Raw genomic sequence first — 19,842 nt, 5'->3', positions numbered from 1 at the left:
CGATGGGTTTTGCGGGGACCCCATCGCGCGCAAGCGCGCTCCTACAGGGGTATCGGAAAAGAAAAGGGCCAGGACGAAGCCTGGCCCTTTTCCCGGGAGTGACACGTTTGCAGCGTGGTTTACGGGGTCCAGGTCGCCTTGAGCAATACGCCCGAGAAGGTCGTGTAACCACGCACCTTCACGTAGTACACCCCGGCCTGGGTCGTCGCGAACGAGCACGACTCAGCGTTACCGGTCTTGTACGGACGGCAGTTGTAGCTGGACGTGGTCGGTGCGGAACCGAACTTGACGTAGAGGTCTGCATCGCCGCTACCACCGCTGGTCGCGATGACCAGGTTCTTCGCGCCCGCCGCCACGGTTACCGTGTAGCTGAGCTCGGTACCCGACGAACCCGCCAGGCCCGTCTTGGCCGTGCCGTTCTGCAACGCGGTGCCGCCGGAGCCGCCACCACCGGTGCAGCTCACGCCCACGCCGGTGAACGCGGTAGCCACGTCGGCGGCCGAATAGCCGAGGTCGGTGGCCGCGCTGGCCACGCCACACGCGCCGCTGTTGAACGTCGAAGTGGCCGTCCAGTACACGGCATTCGCGCGGGCAAAGGCCTTGAACGCCTTGACCGTATCCCAGCCACTGGTCTTGGCCAGCAGGCAGAACGCCTTGTTGTACACGCCCGAGGAGTAATGCACGTCGAGGCCGTTGTAGTAGTCCGACGCGTTGCCGATCGAGCCACCATCCTGCGGCGGGTTACACATATAGCGCAGCGCGGCACCGATGCCGGCGCTGCTCTTCACGATGTCGGCGCCGACGAGGAAATCGTTGGTGCCACGATCGAAGTACTCGGCCGCTTCACCCGCGATATCCGAATAGGCTTCGTTCATGCCGCCCGACTGGCCGTCGTACTCCAGGTTGGAGTGCTGCTCGGTGTAACCATGGCTGATTTCGTGCGAGGTGACATCCAGCGCGACCAGCGGGTAGAACGTGCTGGCGCCATCGCCGAAGGTCATTGAGGTGCCATCCCAGAAGGCGTTCTCGTAGCTCGAACCGTAATGCACCTTCATGATCAGCACCTGGTTCAGCGGCGGCGCACCCGTGTACGAGTTGTACATGTCATGCACCACGCCACCGAAGTGGTGGGCGTCGTTGATCGGGCCGAAGCCGCCGTTCACGGCGTCACCGCTCGAGGTCGGGCAGGTGAAGCTCCACAGCGTGCCGCTGCCGGAGGTCGCCTTCTTCATGTTGTAGGTCTTCACGTTGCTGTTCTGCATGGTGCAGGTCGTGCCCGACTGGGTCACGTTCAGCGCCGGAAGGCCGTTAGCGCCCCAGGTGTACTGGCCGGTCTTGCCATTGCCGCCGGGGCCATTGGCATCGGCGTAGGTCAGGCCATCCCACTGCTTGATCACTTCGCCGGTATTGGCATCGACGATAGCGGTCGGGCGCGAGGGATGTTCACCCCCGCTGAAGAACGAGGTGAGGTACACGAGGCGGGCCGGAGCGCCTTCGCCCGGGTAGACGTACAGGTCGGCCTTTGCGTTTTCCGGCTTGATCGCCGCGCTACGCAGGGTGGTCGCCTGGCGGATCAGCACGGCGACAGCGCCGGCCTGGTCGAGCTTCGGCGCGACCGAGGCGAGGTCTACCTGCAGATCGGATGAAACGACGCCGTTAGCGACCAGCGCATTGCCCTGTGCATCCTGCTCCACGGCGATGCTGCGGCCATACACCGGCACGCCCTTGAAGGTCTGTTGCATGCGTACGGTCTGGGTGCCCTTCACGGTGGGTAAAGCGTTCTTTGCGACGAACGCGTTATCTGCCGAAAGGCCCAGCTTGCTGGCCAGCTGGCTGGCTGGCGCGGCGCCCAGGTTCTGTGCGCGCAGCGCCTGCTCGGTCGCCGCCGAGGCGGCCGAGGTAGCGGCGATGCCGACGGCAACCGCCAGGAGTTTCAAGCGAACATGATGTGCCATTACGTTCCTCCTCCAGGAATGGGCAACACGAAGCCATTGCGGCCGTGGTGGACCACATTCCGAACGATGATGATTTCGCGCCGGAGCGCGAATGCCCGTGTGACCAACGGCCCCCCGACCGAAAGTCCTTGTCAACCTATCGCAAGTTTTCGCGGTCGACTACCTAGGGGTTTCCCTAGGTCGTGAAAAAACGCGATGCTATGCACGGAACGGCCAAGTCGCGCTCGCGCTGCCGTAAACGGGGAACCACCATGGCCAGCACCATGCTTGATATCGATGCCGACCTCACCCAGCAGACGCCGCTGGTCAGCGCCTCGTTCCGGCTGACTTCCGAGCGCCATGTCCTCGACCACATCGTCGCCGGGTTCGGTATCGAGGGTGGCCAGGCCTGGCAGAAGGGCGATGTCGACGAAGGGGCGGACCAGGCGCGACGCGCGCATGGCTGGGGCGTGACCCTTCCGGCCCAGCGCACCTATTCGGTGGATACGGCGATCACAGCGCTGCTGCAGGTGCTAGCGCCGCAGCGCGACGCCATCATCCAGGCAATTACCCTGCTAGAGCTCGACGCCCACGTAAACATCGAAGTGCGCGTAGCTCCCGGCCACCTGCCGGTATTGCACGCGGCCAAGGCGACCATCGCGGCGATGGCGGCCTATGACGCCGCCTGCAGCGTGGAGCTAAGTGAACTCTGACACGGTAGAGCCGAAAACTAACGGTTGTAGTACTTGCGGATCTGACGCTGTCCGGATGTGTCAAAAATATAAGTGACGGCCATATGGTCGCCAGGGACCGAAAATGGCGGTACGTCGCCCTCGTACGCGGGATACACGGTAACTTCGATCGTCTGCCCCGTGCTTTCGATCAGCAGACCGAAACGGGTCACTTTCGGCATGTCGTGCCGGTATTCGGCCATCGCTGACGTTACCGCGTTCGTCTGAGCCGGAGGCACGTCGCAAGTACCGGCGGAACACCGTGATGTCGGCTTTGACGACGTCACGGTGCCACTCGTGATGGGCTGAATTTCCGACGCGCTGCGTGCAGGCCCGGCATTCAGGACCAGGGCGGTTATCAGGGTCACCGCGCTTATCCGAATCATAGTATTTGCTCCTATGGAGTCGGCGGAGGGGGCGGGGGCGGCTGGTTTTGAAGGGCCTTGAGCTGCGCAGCAACGAGTCGAACTGCGCGATCTCTGAGCGGCGCTCAGAGCATCCCGGTTTCGAGCTTGGCCGCGTCGGACATCATCGACTGGTTCCAGGGTGGGTCGAACACCAGGTCGACATCGGCCTCGAGCACGGTGGGGATCAGTTCGAGCTTGGTGCGGACATCGTCGACCAGGATATCGCCCATGCCGCAGCCGGGCGCGGTCAGGGTCATCTTCACGTAGGCCTTGCGGTTGCCTTCGTCGGTGGTTTCCAGGCTCACGTCGTAGACGAGGCCCAGTTCCACCACATTGATGGGGATTTCCGGGTCGAAACAGGTGCGCAACTGCTGCCAGACGAGCTTTTCGACGTCCTCGTTGGAGGCATCGTCGGGGAGTTCGATCGCCCGCGGCGGCTCCTTGCCCAGGGCGTCGGCGTCGTTGCCGGCGATCCGGAACAGGTTGCCCTCCACGTAGACGGTGAAGCTGCCGCCGAGGGCCTGGGTGATGTAGCCGATCTGCCCGGCCGGGAGCGTCACCGTCTCGCCCTGCGGCACCATGACCGCGGCGCAGTCACGTTCCAGGGTGAAGGGCTCGCTACTGAGGCTGAAACCGCTCATGGATGTCCTGTGGAGGCGGCCCTCGAGCCGCAAAGTAGGCAATTATGCGCCCGCCGGGGGCCGGCGGTCAGCATCTACCCCGCAACGTTTGGGCACCGGGGCCCTCCCTCAAGAGCGCGTGGGCGCGGGGCCCGCTATCATGCGGGCGTTTCCCCCATCCCGGTTCCCATGCGTCCGTCGATTCCCTCCCATGGTGGCTAATCCCCTGCGCCGCCTTATCAACCTCCTGTCTGGCCTGCTCGGCGCCATCCTCTTCGGATTCGCCGCCGGCGCCGTGTGGATGGTCCCCTCCATGATGTTCGGCCGCGCCCTCCCGACGCTGGCCCTGCCCGTGGGCTGGGCGCTGGGCTATGTGGTCCGCCGCTGGCTGAAATTCGAGGGTGTGCCGGGGGCTGCGCTGGCGGCAGGCGCCACCGTACTGGCTTCCCTTTACGTAAGCTGCCTCGCCGCTGCGGCGTCGATCGCCGGCATGATGGGGGTGGGCTTCGCCCAGGCGATCGCCGATGCGGGCCCGGCCATGCTCATCGCGCTGGCCCGCCTGGCCCAGGGCCCGGCGGATATCGGCCTTTACCTCGCCGGCGCCGTTTTATCGGCGCTGGTCGCATGGCCGCTCGGCCGCCGCCGTGGCTGACTTCACACGTGGTAAATGCCCACACGGGAAGATACCCGTGGACGACGAGTCAACCAGCGGTCGCCGACCGCGTTTAGCAAGGTGAAACCAGGCCGTATGGAGCACGAGGATGGCAAGCGCGAAGACGCGGAGAAAGCCGTGAACGGCTCACTCGCGCTCGATAGTGCCTCGCTCGAGGATCTGCGTGATGTCCCGGCAAGCATGGATGCCTTTTTAGCGGGTATCGAGCGTCGCGCATGGCGCATGGCCGAAATCCACCTGGGCAATCGCGACGACGGGCTGGATGCGGTACAGGACGCCATGCTGCGCCTGGTAAGGCACTACGCGGACAAGCCGGCGCAAGAATGGACACCGCTGTTCTGGGGCATCCTGCGGCGCCGGATCGTCGATCTGCAGCGCCGCCGCAAGGTTCGCTCGATCGTGGTGGGCTGGATCGGTGGCGGTCACGATGACGACGGCGCGGAACTCCCGGCATGGGAACCTGCGGACGACGCGCCCGACCCGTCGGCGCGCCTGCAGGATTCCCAGGCCTACGGCGATATCGTGGCTGCCGTACGCAAATTGCCGCGACGACAACGCGAAGCGTTCACCTTCCGCGTCATGGAAGGCCTGGATGTCGCGGAAACCGCCGAGGCCATGGGTTGTTCCGATGGCAGCGTCAAGACACATCTTTCGCGCGCGATGCATGCGCTGCGCGAACATCTGGAGGCATGGCGATGAGCCAGCACGATCATGAACTCGAACGTCGCGCCAGGGATCTTTACCTGCGCGCCAGCCGCGATGTGGATCCGGCGATGGCCGGCCGCCTGCGCGCGGCGCGCCGTACCGCGCTCGAGCGTCCGTCGCCCCACTCCACGGTGCGCCGCGTCCTGATTCCGGCCAGTGCGTTCGCCGTCGTGGCCTTGGCGACGCTTATGGTCTGGCAGCCGCTGGGCGGGCCCTCGTCCGCGCCGCCTGCCGTGGTGCAGGCCGTCGATGCCACCGACCCGAGCGATCTGCCGCCGGATGCCGATAGCACGGACCCCACGCTGTACAAGGACCTGCAGTTCTACAGCTGGCTCGCCTACAACGACAGCAACGGCCAGGGCCGGAGCACTAAGTGAGCACGATGCGCCGCCTCGTTTTTTCCTTTGCCGCGCTGTTGGCGCTGGCCGCACCCTTCGTGGCCAGTGCGCAGGCCGGGCTGCCTGCGCCTTCTGAAGATTTCCGGTCGTCCGACGATCATCCGCTGCCGCCGCCGCGCCCGTGGGCGCAGCTGTCGGCGGATGAGAAAGACATCCTTGCACCGCTGGCGAAGGAGTGGGATACGTTCCCACCGCAGCGCCAGTCGCGCATGCTCGACAAGGCCCAGCGCTGGCGCGGGCTGCCGCCCGAACGCCGTGCGGAAATCCGCGACCGTATCGCCCACTGGCAACAGATGACGCCGGAAGAACGTGCACAGGCACGGCGCAATCAGCAGAAGTTCAACGACCTCTCGCCGGAACAGCGGCAGAAATTGCACGACGCGTTCGAGCGCTTCCGCACCCTGTCGCCGGAACAGCGCCGTGCGCTGGTCGACCAGTGGCGCAACCAGACCCCGGAACAGCGCCGCCAGGCCCTGGACCACCTGGGCCCGAACGACGCCCTGCCGCCGCCCCCGCCGCCACACGACCGCTGAGCTCCTGTAGGAGCGCGCTTGCGCGCGATGGGTGCGTGCGGCAAGGTCCATCGCGCGCAAGCGCGCTCCTACACGTGCAGGCCCGCGAGCGCGTATCCGCAGGGGTGGTAAAATGGCCGGATGAACCAGCCCAACCTGGATGTCCTGAACGCCCGCCGCTCGGTGCCCTCGCGCCAGCTTGGCGAACCCGCCCCTGACGACGCCACGCTGCGCCGCCTCATCGAGGCCGCGATTCGCGTGCCCGACCACGGCAAGCTCGAGCCCTTCCGTATCCGCATCCTGCGCGGTGAGGCCAAGCACGCTTTCGGCCAGACGCTGGCAAAGATGGCCGTGGAGGCAAACCCGGAGCTTTCCGACGCCAAGCGTGAGAAAGAGCAACGCCGCTACGAACACGCGCCACTGGTACTCGTCGTCTCCGCGAAGCTGGATACGGAAAGCAAGGTCCCCGAGCTCGAACAGAACCTTGCCGCTGGCTGCGTCGCCTACAACCTGCTGCTCGGCGCGCAGGCGTTGGGCTTTGGCGCGCAGTGGCTCACCGGCTGGGCGGCCTACGATCGCGACGTGGCGAAGCTGCTGGGCATGAAGAAGCACGAGCACGTGATCGGTTTCATCCATATCGGTACACCGGCTATGGATGCCCCCGAACGCGACCGTCCCTCGTACGACGGCATCGTGGAAACGTGGCAGCCGTGAGCGCCAACGATACCGTTCACCTGGTGGATGGCAGCCTCTACGTATTCCGCGCCTGGCATTCCATGCCGGATGAGTTCCACGACCATGACGGCGAGCCGGTCAACGCCGTGCACGGTTTCACGCGATTCCTCTGTGAGCTGCTCGAACGTACGCGCGCCGAACACATCGCCGTCGCGTTCGATGCCTCGCTCACGACCTCGTTCCGCAACACGATCTACCCTGCGTACAAGGCCAACCGCGACCTGCCGCCACCACAGCTCGTCCGCCAGTTCGCGCTGTGCCGCGAGATATCGGCAGCGCTGGGCCTCAGCGTGCTCAACGACCATCAGTACGAAGCCGACGACCTGATTGGCAGCGCGCTGTGGGGCCTGCGCGCGCATGGTTTCCGCGGGGTCATCGTTTCCGCGGACAAGGATTTCGGCCAGTTGCTCGGCGAACACGACCAGCAGTGGGACTTCGCGAAAGATCATCGCTGGGGCCCGGCGGGCGTGTTCGACAAGCTCGGCGTGCACCCCCACCAGGTCGCCGATTACCTCGCGCTGTGTGGCGATGCGGTCGACAACATCCCCGGTGTACCGGGCATTGGCGCAAAGACCGCTGCCGCCCTGCTCGCCCATTTCGGCAGCCTCGATGCGTTGCTGGAGCGCGTCGACGAAGTGGCCTTCCTGCGCATTCGGGGCGCGGCGGCATGCGCGGCACGGCTGCGTGAGCATGCGGAGCTGGCGCTGCTGTATCGCCGGCTGACCCGGATCGCGCTCGATGTGGCCGTGGCGGAGACTGCCGATGCACTGAGCCGGCGCCAGGGCGACGCAAGCGCGGTGGATGAGCTTTGCGAGCGTATTCGCTTCGGGCCCATGACGCGATCGCGGCTTCGGGCGCTGCTGTAGCCCCGATCGCGCGCAAGCGCGCTCCTACAAGGGCAGCGCCACCATGTCCACGGCGTCGATCGCGACTTCGTAGCCCAATGCGCTTGTCCGCTGGTTGACGCCGAGGCTGAGGCTTTGGTTGTTCTGCAGCTTCAGCATAGCGCTCACGGGCTGGATAGCCGCCAGTTCCGTGCGCTTGGCCCTGTCTGCCGCTGTGTTGCCGTGCGCCGTCGGCTCGGTGAGCATCGCGTCGAAATTGCCATGGGCATCCGCCTTGATCACACGGGGAAAGAACGCCACGCGCTTGCCCGAGGCATCGACCAGGCTGATGGTGGCCACGATTGCCTCCGGGGCACGGGGGTTTTCGCCCGAAGCGTGGCGAATGATCCGGCCGCGCACCTGTACCTTGATGTCCAGTTCCAACCCGGTGGCCCCGACGGGCAGGTCGCCCTGATAGTGCACTTTGGCACCCTCGCCGACGACGCGAATCGCATCGCCGATCCGCGGATATCGGCGGTGAGCATCCTCCGGAGTGAACGCGCCATTGACGTAGTAACCCGGCCGCACCTGCATGCTGCAGGCACTCGTCAGGCTGGGAAACAAGGCCGGACATGCCGGAGTTACCGGATTCGTCATGCTGGCGCGTGCGGAAGGGACAGTGGCCGTGCCGGCCGACGCAATGGCGAGGGCAACGGCAGTGATTGTAGTTCTCATTCAACATTCCTTGTCTGCTGGGTAGCGCGGAGGCCTCATGGCGCCGCCCACGAATTAGAGCATGGAGTGCACGTCGAGCAAGCCACATGCCCCCCATTTAGGAATTCGCCTACGCATTTTTAGGCCGATGCCCCGGTTGCCTGCCGCGGAAACACGCCTGAGATGTTTTTTCAACCATACTCGACAGATCGCCTAAAGGAGCCCGCCATGCAGACCAGCCCGCTGCCCCACGCCTCGCCCATCCCCGACGATGCCAGCCTGCCTGAGGAAACGCTGTTTTCCGGCAAGTGGCTGACCTTGAAGAAGCGCGGACGGTGGGAGTACGCGTCGCGCAATAACCCGGGCGGTGCGGTGATCATCCTGGCGGTGACGCCCGATGACAAAGTCATCTTCGTGGAGCAGTACCGCGTCTCGATCCTTGCCAACACCATCGAAATGCCTGCCGGGTTGGTCGGCGACCTCGAGGGCGCCGAGGATGAAGACGTTCTCCTCGCCGCAGAGCGCGAGCTTGAGGAAGAAACCGGCTACGCCTGTGGACGCATCGAATTTGTCCACGAAGGCCCCTCGTCCTCTGGCATGAGCACCGAGATGATTGCCTTCGCCCGCGCGTGGGACCTGGAGAAAGTCGGCAAGGGCGGCGGCGACGAGACCGAAAACATCATCGTCCACGAAGTGCCGCGCACCGAAGCTGGCAAGTGGCTGTTCGATCGTGCGGCCGAGGGCTTTTCCATAGACGCCAAGCTGTTCGCCGGCCTCTGGTTCATCGAGCACCCCGAAGCCCACCAGCGCTGAGCCCCCCCCCTGTAGGAGCGCGCTTGCGCGCGATGGGTGCTTGCCGTGACCCTGATCGCGCGCAAGCGCGCTCCTACAAGGGCAGCGACGTCCCCAACAAGGCCGCGCGAGGGCGCCGATGGGGGCTTTTTCGTGCTGTCAATTCTTGCCCCGCTCCCCTGCCCCGGTTAGCCTTTCCCATGGCCTGAACCGGCACCCCGCATGACCGTCCGCTTTACCCACCTTCACCTGCACAGCGAATACTCGCTGGTCGACTCGACGATCCGCATCAAGCAGCTGATCGCCGCGTGCGCGCGCGCCGGCATGCCGGCGATCGCACTGACCGACGAGAACAACATGTTCGGATTGGTGAAGTTCTACAAGCAGTGCGTGGCGGCAGGCATCAAGCCTATTGGTGGCTGCGATGTTTGGGTGTCCAGCCCGGATGATCCGCGCCCCTGGCGGCTGACCCTCATTTGCCAGGACCGCGAGGGTTACCTCAACCTGTCGCGGCTGATCTCACGCGCCTGGCGCGAAGGCCAGGGCACCGGCCGTGCGCTGGTCGATGCCAGCTGGCTCACCACCGCCGCCGTCACCGGCCTGATCGCCTTTGCCGGCCGGGAAAGTGAAACCGCCCGCGTGGCGCTTGGCGCGGGTCTGCCCGCCGCCTCGGCCAAGGTGAACTTCCTCATCCGGCTCTTCCCCGAACGCCTGTACCTCGAACTCACCCGCACGGGTCGCGAGAACGAGGAAAACTGGGTGCGTGCGGCCATGGCCCTGGCGGGTGACCACGGCCTGCCGGTGATCGCAAGCAATGATGTCCGCTTCCTTGAGCGCGAGGGCTTTGAATCGCACGAGGCGCGCACCTGCATCAACCAGGGCCGCGTGCTGGCCGATCCGAAGCGCCCGCGCTATTACAGCGAGGAGCAGTACTTCAAATCGGCCGACGACATGGCCGAGCTATTTGCCGATATCCCGGAAGCGCTCGAAAACACCGTCGAACTCGCCAAGCGCTGCAACCTGGAACTTTCGTTCGGTACGTATTACCTGCCCGACTTCCCGGTGCCCGAGGGCCATACCCTCGATACCTATATCCGCGAACAGGCGCAGAAGGGCCTGGACGAGCGCCTCGCCCACCACCCGCTCGCCGCGGGCAAGACCCTGGCGGATTACCAGGCGCGCCTCGATCGCGAGGTGGACGTCATCATCGGCATGGGCTTCCCCGGTTACTTCCTGATCGTGGCGGACTTCATCGGCTGGGGTAAGGACAACGGCATCCCCGTGGGCCCGGGCCGTGGCTCGGGCGCCGGCTCGCTGGTCGCCTGGGTGTTGAAGATCACCGACCTGGATCCGCTCCAGTTCGAGCTTCTGTTTGAGCGCTTCCTCAACCCCGAGCGCGTGTCGATGCCCGACTTCGACATCGACTTCTGCATGGATCGCCGCGACGAGGTGATCGATTACGTGGCGCGCAAATACGGCCGCGACCACGTCAGCCAGATCATCACCTACGGCTCCATGGCCGCGAAGGCCGTGCTGCGTGATTCCGGCCGTGTGCTCGGCATGGGCTACGGCCAGGTCGATCGACACGCCAAGCTGATCCCCGCCCGCCCGCTGGATCTCACCCTGGGCGACGCCCTGGGCCGCACGGAAAAGTCGAAGAAAGAACCCGAGCGCGTCGTCAAGGAATTCTGCGACGCCTACGACACCGAAGAAGAATCGCGCACGCTGATCGACCTGGCGCTGAGCCTCGAAGGTCTGACCCGCAACGCCGGTAAACATGCCGGTGGTGTGGTGATCGCGCCCACGCCGCTCACCGATTTCGCCCCGCTCTACTGCGAACCGAGCGGCGAAGGCGTGGTGACTCAGTACGACAAGGATGACGTTGAAGCCGTCGGCCTGGTGAAGTTCGACTTCCTCGGCCTGCGCACGCTCACCATCATCGACTGGGCCGTCAAGGCCATCAACAAGCGCCGTGCCGTCGAAGGCACCGAGCCGCTGAACATCGATACGCTGCCGCTCGATGACCCGAAGGTCTACGACCTGCTGAAGAAGGCGCAGACCGTCGCCGTCTTCCAGCTCGAATCGCGCGGCATGCAGGGCATGCTCAAGGAAGCGCAGGCCGATCGTTTCGAGGACATCATCGCTCTGGTGGCGCTGTACCGCCCCGGCCCGATGGACCTCATTCCCAGCTTCTGCGCGCGTAAACACGGCAAGGAAGCGGTGGAATACCCCGACCCGCGCGTCGAGCCCATCCTGAAAGAGACCTACGGCATCATGGTCTACCAGGAGCAGGTGATGCAGATGGCGCAGATCGTGGGTGGTTACACCCTCGGCGGCGCCGATCTGCTCCGCCGCGCCATGGGCAAGAAGAAAGCCGAGGAGATGGTGAAGCACCGCGCCACCTTCCGCGAAGGTGCCGCGAAGGATGGCATCGAAGGCGATAAGGCGGATTCCATCTTCGACCTGATGGAAAAGTTCGCGGGTTACGGCTTCAACAAATCGCACGCGGCCGCGTATGCGCTGGTGTCGTACCAGACCGCGTGGCTGAAGGCGCACTACCCCGCCGAATTCATGGCCGCGACGATCTCGTCGGACATGGACAACACCGAGAAGGCGGTGACCTTCCTCGATGAAACGCGCGCGATCGGTATCAAGGTGCTGCCGCCGGACGTGAACGCCTCGGCGTGGATGTTCGAGGCGGTGGAACCGCGCGTGGTGCGCTACGGCCTGGGCGCCATCAAGGGCGTGGGCCAGGGCATCTGCGAGGAGATCGCCGCCGAGCGCAAGGCGCGCGGTGCGTTCAAGGGCCTCGTGGATTTTTGCCAGCGCATTGGCTCGAACAAGCTCAACAAGCGCGTGATGGAAGCGCTGGTGCAATCGGGCGCACTCGATGCGCTCGGTGAAAATCGCGCCACCCTGATGATGCATATCCCCGAAGCCATGCGCGCCGCCGACCAGGAGGCGAAGAACCGCGCATCGGGCCAGGTGGATATTTTTGGCAACGCGTTCGGTGATGCCGAAGCACCCAGCATCATCGAGCTTTCCGGCTCGGTTCCGGAATGGCCGCTCGAACAGCTGCTGCAGGGCGAGCATGTCACCCTCGGCCATTACCTGTCGGGCCACCCGACCGACCCCTGGACCGCTGAGCTGCAGCAGCTTTCGAGTTGCCCGATCGGCGAGATTCCCCACCGCTACCAGCCGCCCAAGCCACGCCGCAACGACGATGACGAAGGCGCGAACCGGTTTCGGCGTGGCCCCGATACGCCGTGGACAGTGGCGGGCATGGTCGTGGGCATGCGCAAACGCGGTGACAGCGATGCCTTCGTGCAGATTGAAGACGCGACCGGCTTGCTCGAAACAAGCTTCTTCCGCGAGGTATTCACCGATGCCGCGCCGCTGCTCACCCGCGGCAACATCATCGTGGTGGAAGGCGGCCTGCGCATCGATGACTTTGCTGGTGGCTACCAGCTGCGTGCGCGCAAGGCGTATTCGCTTTCCGATGCCATGGAACATTTCGGCCGCCTGCTCACGCTTAAGCTGAATGGCGTGGACGAGGAATTCCCAAAGCATCTGAAGCACGCCCTGATGGGCTTCCGCGGCGGCCGCACACCGTTGATGCTGGCCGGCTACCGCAATGCGGTAGGCCAGGCCAGCCTGGAGTTGGGTGATGAATGGCGTGTACGCGCCCTGCCCGATCTCGTCCGCACGCTGCGTGGCCTGCCAGGCGTACTGGGCACGGAACTGCGGCTGATACGCCCGGCGGATTAACGCGAACGGTGATCAGCGCTGGCGGATGACCTGCACATCATCCACGTAAAGCGGCGTACCTCCGTTCTTGTCCCTGCGGATGATCTGCAAGAGCAACGATCGCGGCCTGCCGCGAGCCTGTGAGGCATCGAAGCCGCCCGAGGGGCGTGTCCAGTCATCTTGGGTGGTGTAGACGTGCGAGAAGACGGCATGCGAACCGCTGTCGTCCTGCAATGAGATGGAGAGCTCCACCTGGGCGTTGCCGCCGGCGGAACGCGCGAACAGGGATGGCACAAAGTAAGCGTCCATGTCGCCAGCGGTGCCCAGGGGCAGCTCGACAAACTGGCTCACGGAGCCACCCGGTGCGAGCTCAAGGCGTGCTTTGCCACCCTCGCGATCGATACGCGCCGCTGCTGGGTTCATGGGGGCGGGCATCCAGCTGAGCAGGCTGCCATCCCCTTCGAAGCCGGGGTCGGCAAGCGCGATGAGGCATTCGTCCGGCTGCACACCGGCAGGCGGGCATACCGGGAGATCGTCACCGTGCGGATTGCCAGCAGATGCGACGGGTACGGCGAAAAGTGCGGCAGCCGCCAGGGCCGTGCGTGTGAGGATATGAGCCATCAGGTCGTTCCTTGACGAGGTAAGCGATGCTGTCCTGCATCGGGGAGTGGCGTGGCATGAGTCGAGCCACGCCCTATTAGAGCAGCCTGCGCGCCCCCACGACCTTCCGATGAGTGCCATCAAGCGCTGCACCTACGCTGCATTCAGGGAAAACCTACACGCCGGCCCGCGTGCCGTACTGGATAGAAGCAGCCACCTCACCTCGAGGTGGCTGCCACCGTCTTACCGCGACGCGTGCTCCACGTCGGGGTCGTACGACTGGATAACCCCCAGTTGGTCGATATCCACCTCGTTGGGACCGCCTTCGGCATCACTCTCCAGGGTAACGTTGAGGTAAGCAGGCTGGGCGAACCGGGCCCCCTTGACCGCCAGCGAGATGCGATCGTGGCCGCCCTGCAACGCGACCGATGCACTACCCAACTCGACAGCATGGCCGCCTGTATCGTCGGTAAGTGACATCGAGATGCGGACATTGGCCGCGGTCCCACCGAAATTCCAGGTCTTTGCCTCGGCCGAATACAGCGGCAGGTCACCATCGTCGATGGTGGTATCCAGCGGTAACGCAATGCGCTGGCTAACCTGGCCACCACGGACGAGCTTCAGCTTTTCACCACTGTAGAGGTCGCAGACCTCGGTACCACCGGGCGCATGTGGGGACGGGCAACGTGCGGCGAAGGCAGGGGTAGCGGCCGTGAGGGCAGCAATGACAGCGAGGGAAGCAATGGTCTTCATGGGTGTCGTTCCTTGACGTCTTGGCTGATCAGCGGAAGGTCTGCGTGAGGTTGACGTTATCGATGCCGATGACCTCGTCCGACCGATTGGTGAATTCGAGGCGGATAGATGCCGGAAGCGCATTGCCGGCGGCGACATGGAAGCTGTGGGTCGCATCCGATTCACCCACATGGACATCCTCGCTCCACAGTTTGGTCGTACTGCCATCTGCCTGGATTCCGTGCAGGGTGGCGCGCAGCCTGCCGCCTTCGTCGGCTTCGTACGCCGTGCCGGCCGTAAAGGTCACGATATAGGTGGGACTAGCGCCGCCTGCCGCTGGCGCGACCTGCGTCACCCGTACGCTTTGCGAGAGTCCCTGATCGGGCTTCAGACCGACGAGCTTGTTCTTGAAACGCAGCTCTTCCCAGGGCTGGCTACCGACTTCATAGATGCCCGTAAGCGCCCCTTTGAACTGCCAGCCGTCGACCTGGCTCAGTTCACGCTCAGTACGCGCGCCGTCGCGGATGTCGAACGGTAGTTGCTCGAAATCGCCGTTGATGATCGGCAGCTGGCAGTCGGCGGGGAAGCCATTTGCGCTGACCGACGCCGGGCATGCGGCGAGAGAGGCCGCCTGGGTCGACATGGTTGCCGCCGTCGCGGTAGCAGCGAACAGCAGGACTGACGTGTTGCGCAGGATATGTGAACGCTTCATGCGGATTAGCTCCTTGGTTGATGTAGGTCGTGGATGCCGCTGCCTATGAGCGGAAGCCACGAACGGATTGAAGCACCCCCTTACACCGGATAGGAGGTGGACTACAGTCGTCGAGATGTTCCCCTACACAAACTTCAGTACCGAGCTGATCAAACTGCGAAAAATGATCTTTCTTATCTGATACTTACGGAAAGGCGATGCACCGTACTGCCGCGCACACCCACGAACGCCCCGCCCCGCTATAATGTCGGGTCTTGCCCGGAACCTCCGTCTTCCATGAATCCCAACTTCCTCGATTTCGAACAACCCATCGCCGAACTGGAAGCGAAGATAGAAGAGCTTCGCCACGCCAGCAGTGGCCAGGCGTTCAACATCGATGAGGAAGTGGCCCGCCTCCGCGAGAAGCTGAAGGTCAAGACCGCGGAAATCTTTCGCAATCTGACCCCGTGGCAGGTCAGCCAGGTCTCGCGCCACCCGGCGCGCCCGTACACGCTGGATTACATCCAGGGCATGTGCGAGGAATTCCACGAGTTGAAGGGCGACCGCATGTTCGCGGACGACCAGGCTATCGTAGGTGGCCTCGCGCGCATCAGTGGTCGCTCGGTCATGGTCGTCGGCCACCAGAAGGGCCGCGACACCAAGACCAAGGTGAAGCGCAACTTCGGTATGCCCCGGCCCGAGGGTTATCGCAAGGCGCTGCGCCTGTTCAAGCTGGCCGAGCGCTTCAGGATCCCGGTGTTCACCTTTATCGACACCGCGGGCGCCTGGCCCGGCATCAATGCGGAAGAGCGCGGCCAGTCCGAGGCCATCGCCCGCAACCTGCTGGAAATGGCCGAGCTGCGCGTGCCCATCGTCTGCACCGTCACCGGTGAAGGCGGCTCGGGCGGTGCCCTGGCCATCGGCGTGGGCGACCGTGTGAACATGCTGCAGTACTCCACCTACTCCGTCATCACGCCGGAGGGCTGCGCTTCCATCCTGTGGAAGAGCGCGGACAAGGCGAAGGACGCCGCCGAGGTCATGGGCCTCACCGCGCCTCGCATCCTCGAGAACGGCCTGATCGACAAGATCGTCCGCGAGCCGCTCGGCGGCGCCCACCGCAACCCGCAGAGCATGGCCACGCGCCTCAAGGCCGTGTTGCTCAACCAGCTCGACGAGCTGGAGAAACTGCCGGTCGACGCGCTGCTCGAGAACCGCTACCAGCGCCTGCGCGGCTACGGCGCGTTCACGGAATAAGCCCACCCCGCGCGCACGCGGCTGTCACCGCGGCGCGCTACCATGGCGGCTCGCACCAGGGAGCCGGCCATGGCCAACGATGTGACCCAGAAGCTCGCCGTACTGATCGACGCGGATAACGCGCGCCCGGCGATCGTGAACGGCCTGCTCGCCGAGGTGGCGAAGTACGGCACTGCGCATGTCAAACGCATTTATGGCGACTGGACGGGGCCTAACCTCAATGGCTGGAAGGCCGCCCTGCTCGATCATTCCATCCAGCCGATCCAGCAGTTCGCGTATACCTCGGGCAAGAACGCCACCGATTCGGCCATGATCATCGATGCGATGGACTTGCTGTATTCGGAACGCTTCAACGGCTTCTGCATCGTTTCCAGCGACAGCGACTTCACCCGGCTCGCCTCGCGCATCCGCGAAGCGGGCCTGCTCGTCTACGGCTTTGGCGAGCTGAAGACACCCAAGCCATTCGTATCGGCGTGCGACAAGTTCATCTACACCGAGGTGCTCGCCAGTGAAGATGATGACGAGAAGGAAGCGCCCGCCGCGCCCAGATCCGCGAAGGAACTGCGCGGCGATACGCGCCTGGTGAACAACCTGCGCGGGGCGGTCACGGACGCCTCGGATGAAAGCGGCTGGGCGGCGCTCGGCGGCGTCGGCAGCATCCTCAACAAACGCATGTCGGATTTCGATTCGCGCAATTACGGATTCTCGAAGCTGAGCGGCCTCATCCAGGGCATCGGCCTGTTCGATGTCGAAGAGCGCCAGCACGGAAATGCCAAGCACGTGTACATCAAGCTGCGCGCCAAGGGCAAATGAGCGTTTCACTCACCGACCACCTCGCCGCCGCACTGGCGGAACACGACGATACGCCGCTCGTCGTCGCCTATAGCGGCGGGCCTGATTCAACGGCGCTGCTCCATGCACTGGCGCTGCAGACACCGCGGCCTGCCCTGCGCGCGCTGCATATCGACCACGGGCTGCAGGCGGAAAGCGGCCTCTGGGCCATGCACTGCCGTCGGTTCTGCGAATCGCTGGACGTGCCCTTCGAGTCGGTGCGGGTCAGCGTGGACCTTAGCCGTGGCGAAGGCACCGAAGGTGCGGCACGGCGTGCAAGGCGCGCCGCCTTTGCTGCCGCGCTGCGGCCCGGCGAGCGGCTCGTCCTTGCCCACCATCGCGATGACCAGGTGGAGACGGTGCTGCTGAAGCTCATGCGCGGCGCCGGCCCCGAGGGCCTGGCCGGCATGCGCGCCCTGCGCGCGCTCGGTGCGGGCGACCAGTGGCGTCCGCTGCTCGACCTGCCGCGTGAAGCGCTACTCGACCATATCGCACTGCACGCGCTCGACACGGTCCACGATCCCTCAAACGACGATCCCCGCGTCGCCCGCGCGTGGCTGCGCGGCACCGTGTTGCCGGCCCTGCGCGAACACTGGCCGCATGTCGCGCAGAGCGTGGTGCACAGCGCGCGCCTGTGCGGCGAAGCGGCGGCCTGCCTGCGTGACGGCTGGCTTGCCGCCTACGCGGAGCTGCGCGGCGCGGATGGCAGCCTTGACGTGCCCGGCTGGCTCGCCCTGCCTCACGCATGGCGCGGCCCCCTGCTCGACCACTGGCTGCATGGCGCCGGCCTTTCCGCGCCCACCACGGCACAGCGTGAAACCCTGGAGCGCCAGGCCCGCGAAGCCGGTGCCGAGCGGCTGCCCCTGGTCGGCTGGCTGGATACGGAGGTGCGCGTCTGGCGCGGGCGCCTGTGGGCGATGCGGCGCCAGGGTACCTTCGACCAGGGCTGGTCGTCGGCGTGGCACGGTGAGCCACTGGCGCTGCCCGGTGGTGGCTCACTCACCCTCGGCGGCCACCGCCTGGGCGAGCCCGTGACCGTCCGTTACCGCCAGGGCGGCGAAAGCCTCAAGCCCGTCGGCGACCGGCACACGCGCGAGCTGCGCGACCTGTTCCAACAAGCCGGTGTCCCGCCCTGGGAACGGCCACGGATCCCGCTGGTCGTGGCGGGCGATGCCGTCCTTGCCGTCGCTGACCGCTGGCTCAGCGAGGCCGGGAAATCCGTGTTCGACGCCGCCGGCGCACCGCCCCTGTGGCATCGCGGCGATTGATCGCAAAGCCCATGTGAGCTAGTTTTGCCGCCATGCCGAAGTCCCCTGCCGCCCCCGTTCCCGCCTCGTCGATCGCCGAATTCGAGCTCTCGCTGGATGAGCTCGAGCAACTGGTCACGCGCATGGAAGGCGGCGACCTCAGCCTGGATGACTCACTGAAATCTTTCGAGCGCGGCATCGGTCTGTACCGACAGTGCCAGACGGCGCTGGAACAGGCCGAACTACGCGTGCGCCTGCTGCTCGATCCCGAAGCCCCCGATACCGCCGAACCCTTTGACTCCCGCATCGACTGATCTGCCGGCGCCGCTGAAGGCGCTGGCTGGCCGGGCTGACGACGCGCTTGCGCGCGCGCTGCCCGGCGAAGACCTGCCACCGGCCGAACTGCACCGTGCCATGCGCTATGCGGTACTGGGCGGTGGCAAGCGCCTGCGCCCGCTTCTGGTGTATGCCGCGGGCCATGCCCTCGGCACCGATAGCGCCATCCTCGATGCACCTGCCTGTGCCGTGGAAATCATCCACGCCTATTCGCTGGTGCACGACGACCTGCCCGCCATGGATGACGACGCCATGCGCCGGGGCCGCCCTACCTGCCACATCGTGTTTGGCGAGGCCATGGCGATCCTGGCGGGCGATGCCCTACAAGCGCTTGCCTTTGAAATCCTCGCCGAGGCACCTGAAGGCGATGACGCCATCCAGCGCATCGCCATGCTGCGCACGCTCGGCGCCGCGTGTGGTGCCGAAGGCATGGCGGGTGGCCAGGCGTTCGATCTTTCCGCCGTCGGCCGCAAGCTGACGCTGGAAGAACTCGAGCGCATGCACGCCTATAAGACCGGCGCGCTCATCCGCGCATCGGTACGCCTGGGCGCCCTCGCTGCCGGCTGCCGTGACAAGGACCTGCTCGAGCGTCTGGATCGCTACGGCCACGCCGTGGGCCTGGCCTTTCAGGTACGCGACGACATCCTGGATATCGAAGGCGAATCCTCCGTCATCGGCAAGACCGCCGGTAAGGACGCCGCGGCGGACAAGCCAACATTCCCTTCGATCATCGGGCTTGAGGCGTCGCGTGCCCGGCTCTCAGGTCTAGTCAACGACGCGCTCGACGCCATTACGCCACTCGGCGCACGCGGCGAGTGGCTCGCCGAACTCGCCCGCTATTCGGCAGCGCGCGGGCATTGAGGCATCGCGTCGACGCAACAAAAAAAGCCCGCTTTCGCGGGCTTTTTTTTAGTTGATCAACCGCAGCGTGTAAGGGTAGCGATAGGTGCCGTCGGAACTGACTTTCAGCGCGGCGACGATGCAGAAGATCAGGTTGGCCAGCCAGGCCAGGAAGACGATCAGGCCACCGATCAGGATCACGGTGAGGATGCCGCCAATGAAATAGGCCAGCACGATCGTGATCTGGAAGTTCAGGGCTTCCTTCGCTTCGCGAACCAGATACTGCTTGTCGGCGCGGTCTTTGTAGACCAGCCAGACGATGAGCGGCACGAGCACACTGAAAATCAGCCCTGACAGATGCGTAAGCATCGCGATGTTCTTGTCATCCGCGGCGGGGCCCGCGGATGGCGGCGGCACCGGGTCATACGGCGGTGGGCTGGGCGGCGGTGGAACCTGATCGGACGGGGTACTCATGGCGCAACTCCCTGGGCGATGTCGGCCCCACTTTCCCTGTGCCCC

The 19,842-nt window shown here is 65.1% G+C and carries 22 protein-coding genes; 14 read left to right on the top strand and 8 right to left on the bottom strand.

Translation table 11 applies throughout. The annotated features are described in order from the left end of the window. Positions 1 to 119: 119 nt before the first annotated feature. Positions 120 to 1,955, bottom strand: a complete 1,836-nt coding sequence (locus VGN46_RS03680) for a M4 family metallopeptidase (protein WP_331640743.1) — start codon at positions 1,953 to 1,955, stop codon at positions 120 to 122. 251 nt (positions 1,956 to 2,206) lie between these two features. Here VGN46_RS03680 and VGN46_RS03675 point away from each other — a divergent pair, with 251 nt between their 5' ends. Further along, on the top strand, positions 2,207 to 2,647 hold the full coding sequence (locus VGN46_RS03675) for a DUF4279 domain-containing protein (RefSeq protein WP_331640741.1): 441 nt from the start codon (positions 2,207 to 2,209) through the stop codon (positions 2,645 to 2,647). 17 nt (positions 2,648 to 2,664) lie between these two features. Here VGN46_RS03675 and VGN46_RS03670 read toward each other — a convergent pair whose 3' ends face one another. Next, positions 2,665 to 3,033: a hypothetical protein gene (locus VGN46_RS03670; RefSeq protein WP_331640739.1), complete on the bottom strand. Its 369-nt coding sequence runs from the start codon at positions 3,031 to 3,033 to the stop codon at positions 2,665 to 2,667. A gap of 122 nt (positions 3,034 to 3,155) precedes the next feature. Beyond that, the gene (gene sufT, locus VGN46_RS03665; protein ID WP_331640737.1) at positions 3,156 to 3,713 is read right to left on the bottom strand and encodes a putative Fe-S cluster assembly protein SufT; all 558 of its coding nucleotides are present in this window, start codon (positions 3,711 to 3,713) and stop codon (positions 3,156 to 3,158) included. Positions 3,714 to 3,903: 190 nt separating this feature from the next. On the opposite strand from sufT, the gene VGN46_RS03660 reads away from it, so the two are divergent. From VGN46_RS03660 to VGN46_RS03635, 6 genes are all read left to right on the top strand, one after another. Next, the gene (locus VGN46_RS03660; RefSeq protein ID WP_331640736.1) at positions 3,904 to 4,344 is read left to right on the top strand and encodes a hypothetical protein; all 441 of its coding nucleotides are present in this window, start codon (positions 3,904 to 3,906) and stop codon (positions 4,342 to 4,344) included. 96 nt (positions 4,345 to 4,440) lie between these two features. Further along, the gene (locus VGN46_RS03655; protein WP_414675214.1) at positions 4,441 to 5,064 is read left to right on the top strand and encodes an RNA polymerase sigma factor; all 624 of its coding nucleotides are present in this window, start codon (positions 4,441 to 4,443) and stop codon (positions 5,062 to 5,064) included. Then, a complete protein-coding gene (locus tag VGN46_RS03650) occupies positions 5,061 to 5,447 on the top strand; it encodes a hypothetical protein (protein ID WP_331640734.1) in 387 nt (128 codons plus the stop codon). Before VGN46_RS03655 ends, VGN46_RS03650 begins: the two co-directional genes overlap by 4 nt. Before the next feature lie 5 nt (positions 5,448 to 5,452). Beyond that, positions 5,453 to 6,001, top strand: a complete 549-nt coding sequence (locus VGN46_RS03645; protein ID WP_331640747.1) for a DUF3106 domain-containing protein — start codon at positions 5,453 to 5,455, stop codon at positions 5,999 to 6,001. Between the two features lie 120 nt (positions 6,002 to 6,121). After that, a complete protein-coding gene (locus tag VGN46_RS03640; RefSeq protein ID WP_331640732.1) occupies positions 6,122 to 6,694 on the top strand; it encodes a nitroreductase in 573 nt (190 codons plus the stop codon). Next, positions 6,682 to 7,581 (top strand): 5'-3' exonuclease, encoded by a 900-nt coding sequence (locus tag VGN46_RS03635; RefSeq protein ID WP_414675212.1) that lies wholly within the window; start codon positions 6,682 to 6,684, stop codon positions 7,579 to 7,581. The genes VGN46_RS03640 and VGN46_RS03635 overlap by 13 nt, the downstream gene beginning before the upstream one ends. Positions 7,582 to 7,605: 24 nt before the next feature. On the opposite strand, the gene VGN46_RS03630 is transcribed toward VGN46_RS03635, so the two are convergent. After that, a complete protein-coding gene (locus VGN46_RS03630) occupies positions 7,606 to 8,196 on the bottom strand; it encodes a hypothetical protein (RefSeq protein ID WP_331640728.1) in 591 nt (196 codons plus the stop codon). A gap of 285 nt (positions 8,197 to 8,481) precedes the next feature. Between VGN46_RS03630 and VGN46_RS03625 the strand changes: the two genes are divergently transcribed. After that, the gene (locus VGN46_RS03625; RefSeq protein WP_331640726.1) at positions 8,482 to 9,066 is read left to right on the top strand and encodes an NUDIX hydrolase; all 585 of its coding nucleotides are present in this window, start codon (positions 8,482 to 8,484) and stop codon (positions 9,064 to 9,066) included. A 201-nt stretch (positions 9,067 to 9,267) separates the two neighbouring features. Beyond that, the gene (gene dnaE, locus VGN46_RS03620; protein ID WP_331640724.1) at positions 9,268 to 12,813 is read left to right on the top strand and encodes a DNA polymerase III subunit alpha; all 3,546 of its coding nucleotides are present in this window, start codon (positions 9,268 to 9,270) and stop codon (positions 12,811 to 12,813) included. Positions 12,814 to 12,825: 12 nt separating this feature from the next. Here the strand turns inward: dnaE and VGN46_RS03615 are convergent, their stop codons facing one another. From VGN46_RS03615 to VGN46_RS03605, 3 genes are all read right to left on the bottom strand, one after another. Beyond that, complete coding sequence (locus VGN46_RS03615) at positions 12,826 to 13,413, bottom strand: hypothetical protein (protein WP_331640722.1); 588 nt, start codon at positions 13,411 to 13,413, stop codon at positions 12,826 to 12,828. 222 nt (positions 13,414 to 13,635) lie between these two features. Next, positions 13,636 to 14,145, bottom strand: a complete 510-nt coding sequence (locus tag VGN46_RS03610; RefSeq protein ID WP_331640720.1) for a hypothetical protein — start codon at positions 14,143 to 14,145, stop codon at positions 13,636 to 13,638. A 28-nt stretch (positions 14,146 to 14,173) separates the two neighbouring features. Then, entirely contained in the window at positions 14,174 to 14,836 is a 663-nt protein-coding gene (locus VGN46_RS03605) for a hypothetical protein (RefSeq protein ID WP_331640718.1), read from the bottom strand. Positions 14,837 to 15,112: 276 nt separating this feature from the next. On the opposite strand from VGN46_RS03605, the gene VGN46_RS03600 reads away from it, so the two are divergent. The 5 genes from VGN46_RS03600 (at position 15,113) to ispA (ending at position 19,344) form a co-directional block, all read left to right on the top strand. After that, a complete protein-coding gene (locus VGN46_RS03600) occupies positions 15,113 to 16,069 on the top strand; it encodes an acetyl-CoA carboxylase carboxyltransferase subunit alpha (protein ID WP_331640716.1) in 957 nt (318 codons plus the stop codon). Between the two features lie 69 nt (positions 16,070 to 16,138). Continuing rightward, positions 16,139 to 16,882: an NYN domain-containing protein gene (locus VGN46_RS03595; RefSeq protein WP_331640714.1), complete on the top strand. Its 744-nt coding sequence runs from the start codon at positions 16,139 to 16,141 to the stop codon at positions 16,880 to 16,882. Beyond that, positions 16,879 to 18,168, top strand: coding sequence for a tRNA lysidine(34) synthetase TilS (tilS, locus tag VGN46_RS03590; protein ID WP_331640712.1), 1,290 nt, complete (start codon positions 16,879 to 16,881; stop codon positions 18,166 to 18,168). The genes VGN46_RS03595 and tilS overlap by 4 nt, the downstream gene beginning before the upstream one ends. A gap of 32 nt (positions 18,169 to 18,200) precedes the next feature. Next, positions 18,201 to 18,461 carry an exodeoxyribonuclease VII small subunit gene (locus tag VGN46_RS03585; protein WP_331640710.1) on the top strand — a complete coding sequence of 87 codons (261 nt, stop codon included), beginning with the start codon at positions 18,201 to 18,203 and terminating at the stop codon, positions 18,459 to 18,461. Beyond that, positions 18,442 to 19,344 (top strand): (2E,6E)-farnesyl diphosphate synthase, encoded by a 903-nt coding sequence (gene ispA, locus VGN46_RS03580; RefSeq protein WP_331640708.1) that lies wholly within the window; start codon positions 18,442 to 18,444, stop codon positions 19,342 to 19,344. Before VGN46_RS03585 ends, ispA begins: the two co-directional genes overlap by 20 nt. A gap of 48 nt (positions 19,345 to 19,392) precedes the next feature. Here ispA and VGN46_RS03575 read toward each other — a convergent pair whose 3' ends face one another. Next, entirely contained in the window at positions 19,393 to 19,797 is a 405-nt protein-coding gene (locus VGN46_RS03575; protein ID WP_331640706.1) for a DUF4870 domain-containing protein, read from the bottom strand. Between the last annotated feature and the right edge of the window lie 45 nt (positions 19,798 to 19,842).

It is taken from the genome of Luteibacter sp. (genome assembly GCF_036500425.1).
Classification (GTDB): domain Bacteria; phylum Pseudomonadota; class Gammaproteobacteria; order Xanthomonadales; family Rhodanobacteraceae; genus Luteibacter.
Note: the sequence above shows the minus strand (reverse complement) of the source record. Positions and strands in the feature narration are given on the sequence as shown.

Excerpts from the sequence above, each read along its gene's own strand:
- VGN46_RS03680 (WP_331640743.1), bottom strand. The coding sequence starts at position 1,955 with ATGGCACATCATGTTCGCTTGAAACTCCTGGCGGTTGCCGTCGGCATC.
- VGN46_RS03630 (WP_331640728.1), bottom strand. The coding sequence starts at position 8,196 with ATGACGAATCCGGTAACTCCGGCATGTCCGGCCTTGTTTCCCAGCCTG.
- VGN46_RS03585 (WP_331640710.1), top strand. The coding sequence starts at position 18,201 with ATGCCGAAGTCCCCTGCCGCCCCCGTTCCCGCCTCGTCGATCGCCGAA.
- VGN46_RS03610 (WP_331640720.1), bottom strand. The coding sequence starts at position 14,145 with ATGAAGACCATTGCTTCCCTCGCTGTCATTGCTGCCCTCACGGCCGCT.
- VGN46_RS03600 (WP_331640716.1), top strand. The coding sequence starts at position 15,113 with ATGAATCCCAACTTCCTCGATTTCGAACAACCCATCGCCGAACTGGAA.
- VGN46_RS03645 (WP_331640747.1), top strand. The coding sequence starts at position 5,453 with ATGCGCCGCCTCGTTTTTTCCTTTGCCGCGCTGTTGGCGCTGGCCGCA.
- VGN46_RS03675 (WP_331640741.1), top strand. The coding sequence starts at position 2,207 with ATGGCCAGCACCATGCTTGATATCGATGCCGACCTCACCCAGCAGACG.
- VGN46_RS03655 (WP_414675214.1), top strand. The coding sequence starts at position 4,441 with ATGGAGCACGAGGATGGCAAGCGCGAAGACGCGGAGAAAGCCGTGAAC.
- dnaE (WP_331640724.1), top strand. The coding sequence starts at position 9,268 with ATGACCGTCCGCTTTACCCACCTTCACCTGCACAGCGAATACTCGCTG.
- sufT (WP_331640737.1), bottom strand. The coding sequence starts at position 3,713 with ATGAGCGGTTTCAGCCTCAGTAGCGAGCCCTTCACCCTGGAACGTGAC.
- VGN46_RS03605 (WP_331640718.1), bottom strand. The coding sequence starts at position 14,836 with ATGAAGCGTTCACATATCCTGCGCAACACGTCAGTCCTGCTGTTCGCT.
- VGN46_RS03575 (WP_331640706.1), bottom strand. The coding sequence starts at position 19,797 with ATGAGTACCCCGTCCGATCAGGTTCCACCGCCGCCCAGCCCACCGCCG.
- VGN46_RS03660 (WP_331640736.1), top strand. The coding sequence starts at position 3,904 with ATGGTGGCTAATCCCCTGCGCCGCCTTATCAACCTCCTGTCTGGCCTG.
- VGN46_RS03615 (WP_331640722.1), bottom strand. The coding sequence starts at position 13,413 with ATGGCTCATATCCTCACACGCACGGCCCTGGCGGCTGCCGCACTTTTC.
- VGN46_RS03650 (WP_331640734.1), top strand. The coding sequence starts at position 5,061 with ATGAGCCAGCACGATCATGAACTCGAACGTCGCGCCAGGGATCTTTAC.
- tilS (WP_331640712.1), top strand. The coding sequence starts at position 16,879 with ATGAGCGTTTCACTCACCGACCACCTCGCCGCCGCACTGGCGGAACAC.
- VGN46_RS03595 (WP_331640714.1), top strand. The coding sequence starts at position 16,139 with ATGGCCAACGATGTGACCCAGAAGCTCGCCGTACTGATCGACGCGGAT.
- VGN46_RS03625 (WP_331640726.1), top strand. The coding sequence starts at position 8,482 with ATGCAGACCAGCCCGCTGCCCCACGCCTCGCCCATCCCCGACGATGCC.
- VGN46_RS03640 (WP_331640732.1), top strand. The coding sequence starts at position 6,122 with ATGAACCAGCCCAACCTGGATGTCCTGAACGCCCGCCGCTCGGTGCCC.